Here is a 4,965-nt window from a genome sequence, read left to right on the forward strand (position 1 = left end):
GCATGGTGTGGAGGGGGTGGCAGGGCTCAGTCCGCATCGGGCCACAGCCCCCGTGCTTTGCCCATCCCTAGCTCGGTGCCATCGGCCCTGTCCCACCCTGGCACAGCTTGTGCATGCATCGATGGCAAGCAGGTAGGCCGGCGATCAGGGTTCACACCCCATCGGCGTCTACTGAGGGTCACTAGGGTTCCGACCGGTTTGTGCCGGTGTCTGGTCCGAGAGTGGCCCGGCCTCGGCAACGGGGCTCCACGGAGGGACAAAAGCCCGGGAGAGCGACGTTGATGCGTCTCCTCCTGCCCTTTTGTCACCCCAACTTGCTGGAGCCTTGTGTATGCGCCGTGTCCGTCCGAACCCTGCTGCCGTGTCTGCCTCCCTTGTGTGCCCATCCGCCGGTCGCCGCGATGTGGTGCACAAGGCGGGAAGCCTGCTGGCTGCCGGTGCATGCGCCCTGATGCTGGGCATGGGCAGCCCCGCCGCACAGGCCGCGGGCGCCGTCACCAACGTCAAGATCGGCACGGTCAACTGGATCGGCTATGCGCCCTTCTACGTGGCCGAAAAGCTCGACCTCTTCAAGAAGTACAAGCTCAAGGTCACGCTGCAGATGTTCAGCGACCCGGCGCTCATCCCCCCCGCGCTGGAAAGCGGTGCGCTCAGCGGCGCCATGCTCACCTATGACCAGGTCGTGGGCCGTGTGGCCGCCGGCAAGGCCCTCAAGGTCGTGATGCCCATCGACTACTCCAACGGGGGCGATGCCATCGTGGCGAGCACCTCCATCACCAAGATCACCGATTTCAAGGGCAAGAAGGTGGGCTACAACCCCCTGTCGCCCTCTGATTTCCTGCTGGCCTACGCGCTCAAGAAGAACGGCCTGAGCGACAAGGACATCACCTCGGTCAGCCTCACCCCCGAGGCCGTGCCGGCGGCCATGGCCTCGGGCCAGTTGCCGATTGGCGTGACCTACGAGCCCAGCCTGTCTCAGGTGCTGGGCCAGGGCGGCGGCAAGAAGTTCCACGTCGTGTTCTCGTCGAAAGACGCCCCGGGCCTGATCGCCGACGTGCTGGTCTACGACGACAAGGCCATTGCCAGCAAGCCCGAAGAGATCAAGGGCGTGATCCAGGGTTACCTCGACGGCATGGCCTACATCAAGGCCAAGCCCGATGAGGCCTACGCCATCGTGGGCAAGGCCATGGGCATCAGTGCCAAGGAGGCCAAGGAGCAGGTCGCCGGCGTCTACAACATCCCCCTGGCCGAGATGCCCAAGGCCTTCGTCAAGGGCCCGGACACCACGTCCTACTTTGCCAGCGGCGAGGTGATCGGCACCCTGCTCAAGGCCAAGGGCCAGATCAGCAAGCTGCCCGCCACCGAAGCGACCATCGACGCCCGCTTCGTCAAGGCCCTGGCCGGTCAGTGAGGCGGCCATGTCGGCGCCCGCCCTGCCCGCATCCGGTCTGAGGCAGGCGTTTCGCCATGCCGATGGCCTCTGGCCCAACGCCCTGGCCCTGGGCTTCACCCTCCTGGGCTGGCCCCTGGGCGTCTGGGCGCTCACGGCTTCGGCCTGGGTGCTCAACGCCCTGGGCGTGGCCCTGGTCGCGCTCAGCCTGACCTGGTCGGCCTACTTCATCCACGAGTTCAGCCACCAGGCCATCTTCAGGCGCCCCGAGGTGAACGCCCGCTGGGCCACGGCCATGGCCTGGCTCAACGGCGCCTGCTACGCCCGTTTCGACGACTTGCGCCGCAAGCACATGCGCCACCACGTGGAACGGGCCGACGTGATCACCTTCGAGGTGCGCGCCTGGCTGCTGCAGGCACCGGCCTGGGTGCGGCGCACCGTGCTGGCGCTGGAGTGGGCCTACATCCCGGCGGTGGAGTTCATCATGCGCGCCGTGGTCGTGGGCCTGCCCTTCGTGGACCCCGGCCGGCATGGGCAGCGGGGCCGCATCCTGGCCATCGCCGCCGTGCGCACCACAGGTTGGGCGCTGCTGGCCTGGGTCTCGTCCAAGGCGTTGGCGCTGTACCTGCTGGCCTACCTGGTCTTCGTGACCCTGCTGCGGTTTGCCGACTGCTTCCAGCACACCTACGATGCCTTCCCCATCGCCAGCAACGCCCCCATCCCCCAGGACAAGCTGCGCGACAAGGCCTACGAGCAGGACAACACCTACAGCGATGTGGTGGGCCTCGACGCCCGCTGGCTCAACCTGATCTGGCTGAACTTCGGCTTCCATAACGCCCACCACGAAAAGCCCACCGCCCCCTGGTACCGCCTGCCGGCCCTGCACCGCGAGCTGTTCGACGACGACGACCCCCAGGTCGTCACCGTGGGCGAGTTGCTGCGCAGCTTCCATGTGAACCGCGTGCGCCGCATCCTCGCGGCCGACTATGGCGTGGTCCACCCGCCGGGCACGCCGGGCCGGGCCGATGGCTTCGTGGGTGCGGTGGGCGTGTCCTTCCTCACCGCCATCTGAGCGACGGAGGCCGCCGGTGTCCCCCCTCGCCCACATGCCCAAGCCCCAGGCCGCCCAACCCCATGCAGCCCAGCTGTGCGAGGGCTGGGTGCCCGCGCACAGCGCCCTCGTCGTGATCGACATGCAGCGCGACTTCTGCGAGCCCGGGGGCTATGCCGCCCAGGCCGGCCTCGATGTGGCCCGACTGGCCCAGCCCATGGCCCACATCCACCAGCTGCTGCAGGCCGCCCGCGCCGCGGGCTGGCTGGTGGTCCACACCCGCGAAGGCCATCGCCCGGACCTGTCGGATTGCCCGCCGACCAAGATGGCGCGCAGCATCGCCGCCGGTGCGCCCATTGGCAGCCCGGGGCCCCTGGGGCGCCTGCTGGTGCGCGGCGAACCCGGGCATGACACGGTGCCCTTGCTTTACCCCGAGCCTGGCGAGATCATGGTGGACAAACCGGGCTACAGCGCCTTTCACCAGACGGACCTGTCGCAGATCCTGTCCAACCGCCGAGTCCAGCACCTGCTGCTGTGCGGCGTCACGACCGAAGTCTGTGTACAGTCCACGCTGCGCGACGCCGTGGACCGGGGTTTCGACTGTGTGACCGTGGGCGACGCCTGTGCCGCCAGCGATCCGGCCCTGCAGGCGCCTGCCCTGGCCATGATCGCCGTCGAGGGTGGCATCTTCGGCCGCGTGGCCACGACCGCCGAGCTGCTTTCGGGCGTGTTGCGCACCGGGGAGCGCCCCCCCGACTGAGCCTTCGTTCCACCACAACGAGCCGGGTCCTTGATGGCCAGGCCACACACCACAGGGATGCGCAGAGATGACCCAGGTACGCCAGGTCTGGCCCTTGTTGACGGCCATGCACCGCTACGACAAATCGATCTCGACCTGGCAGCGCCACCGCGGCCAGCTCATCGAAGCGCCCATCCTGGCCTACCTGATCGAGACCGCCAACGGCCGCATCCTCTACGACGTGGGCTGCGACCACGCCAAGATCCAGCAGCCTGAGCTGCGCGCGCGCTACTACCCCGAGGGCGCCGAGATGGGCGCGCCCGACATGCGCGAGGAGCACCGCATCCCGCACCACCTGGCGCGCCTGGGCCTCACCCCGGCCGACGTCGACCTCATCTTCATCGGCCACCTGCACTTCGACCACGCCGGCGGCCTCAAGGAACTGCGCCGCTGTGGCTGCGGGGCCGACATCCATGTGCAGCAGGCCGAGTGGGACGCGGCCTCCTCGGGCGAAGACCACGCCTGTTATGCCGACGACTTCCTCGCCGACGATGGCAGCCCCCTGCCTTTCAGCCTGAAGCAGGGCGAGTACGAACCCGTGCCCGGCGTGCGCGCCGTCAGCACACCCGGGCACACCGCCGGCCACATGTCGATGTGGATCGAGCTGCCCGAAGGCCGCCCCATCCTGCTCGCGGGTGACGCCGCCGACCTGCAGGAGAACCTCGACGACGAGATCGCCCCCGGTACCCTCTGGCGCGGCCAGGAGGCCCAGGCCATCGACAGCATCCGCAAGCTCAAGCGCCTGGCGGCCGAGACCGACGCCTGGGTCTGGCCCAACCACGACCTGCCCTTTTTCCGCAGCCTGCACGCCTTCCCGAAAGGCTACCGATGAAACGCAGCCAGCCTGGCCTCGTGCCCGATGACCTGCGCGGCGTGTGGGTGCGCACCCTGCTGCAGACCGACACCGAATCCCCCACGCCGGGCAGCGACCGCACCAGCTGGGTCCGCTGGCTGCAGACCAGCCTGTGGCATGCCGACCTGCGCGTCCCGGTCGACGCCCTGGCCGACCGCCCGCACCGGCCCCTGAGCCAGCTCAACGGCGCGCAATTGGCCCACCTGGCCGCCCAGCAGGGCTTTGCCGGCACCACCACGGTCGAGGCCCTGCCCGAAGGCGAGGTCTGCCGCTGGCACCGCGTCTGTGACGTGCAGCCGCCCGCCCTCACCCCCGATGCCGGCTTCCTGCTGTTCGAGACGCCCGACCGCCTCATCGAACTGGGCGTGCACGCCGACTACACCGAGGTCTGGGAGCGCCTGCCCGGCTCCACCGGTCGCTACATGGCCCTGGCTGGCCTCGACGCCACCGGCCAGGACGACGGCCGCCGCCTCCTGCTGGCCGGTGACTGCCTCATGGCCGTGCGCCCGCGCCGCGCCGCCTGGCCCAAGGGGATGCCGCCTGGCAGCACCCTGGCCGAGGTGCTCCTCAGCCAGCCCGAGCGCGCCACCGAATGGCTGGACACCGACATCGCCTTTGGCCGCCTGGCCGAGGGCCGCTGGCTGATCGAACGCGCCAGCCTGCCCGAGCGCGAAGGCCAGCGCCTGACCCTGAGCGTGCAGCGCGTCCGTGTGGACGGCGAACCCGGTCCGGGCCTGGCCGAGGTCGAGCTCGGAGGTGAGCGCCAGGCCTGGCAGGTGCTCGAGTGGTCCCTGTCGGGCGACACCCTGGCCTGAGGCCCTGCACACGCGGGCGCCCTGGGCGACAATCCCGCGCAAAGGATGGATGGGCAT

General features: G+C 69.4%; 5 protein-coding genes and 1 riboswitch. All 5 genes read left to right on the forward strand.

Translation table 11 applies throughout. The features are described from left to right. Positions 1 to 170 precede the first annotated feature (170 nt). Positions 171 to 273: riboswitch (guanidine-I (ykkC/yxkD leader) on the forward strand. Between the two features lie 88 nt (positions 274 to 361). The 5 genes from QZ994_RS18655 (at position 362) to QZ994_RS18675 (ending at position 4,908) form a co-directional block, all read left to right on the forward strand. Continuing rightward, positions 362 to 1,411 (forward strand): ABC transporter substrate-binding protein, encoded by a 1,050-nt coding sequence (locus QZ994_RS18655; RefSeq protein WP_290877211.1) that lies wholly within the window; start codon positions 362 to 364, stop codon positions 1,409 to 1,411. A 7-nt stretch (positions 1,412 to 1,418) separates the two neighbouring features. Further along, entirely contained in the window at positions 1,419 to 2,462 is a 1,044-nt protein-coding gene (locus QZ994_RS18660) for a fatty acid desaturase (protein ID WP_290877214.1), read from the forward strand. A 16-nt stretch (positions 2,463 to 2,478) separates the two neighbouring features. Next, positions 2,479 to 3,201, forward strand: coding sequence for a cysteine hydrolase (locus tag QZ994_RS18665; protein ID WP_290877217.1), 723 nt, complete (start codon positions 2,479 to 2,481; stop codon positions 3,199 to 3,201). Positions 3,202 to 3,268: 67 nt separating this feature from the next. Then, positions 3,269 to 4,072 carry an N-acyl homoserine lactonase family protein gene (locus QZ994_RS18670; RefSeq protein WP_290877220.1) on the forward strand — a complete coding sequence of 268 codons (804 nt, stop codon included), beginning with the start codon at positions 3,269 to 3,271 and terminating at the stop codon, positions 4,070 to 4,072. Further along, positions 4,069 to 4,908, forward strand: coding sequence for a hypothetical protein (locus QZ994_RS18675; RefSeq protein ID WP_290877223.1), 840 nt, complete (start codon positions 4,069 to 4,071; stop codon positions 4,906 to 4,908). Before QZ994_RS18670 ends, QZ994_RS18675 begins: the two co-directional genes overlap by 4 nt. Positions 4,909 to 4,965 lie beyond the last annotated feature (57 nt).

Source organism: Aquabacterium sp. (genome assembly GCF_021768455.1).
GTDB lineage: Bacteria > Pseudomonadota > Gammaproteobacteria > Burkholderiales > Burkholderiaceae_C > Aquabacterium.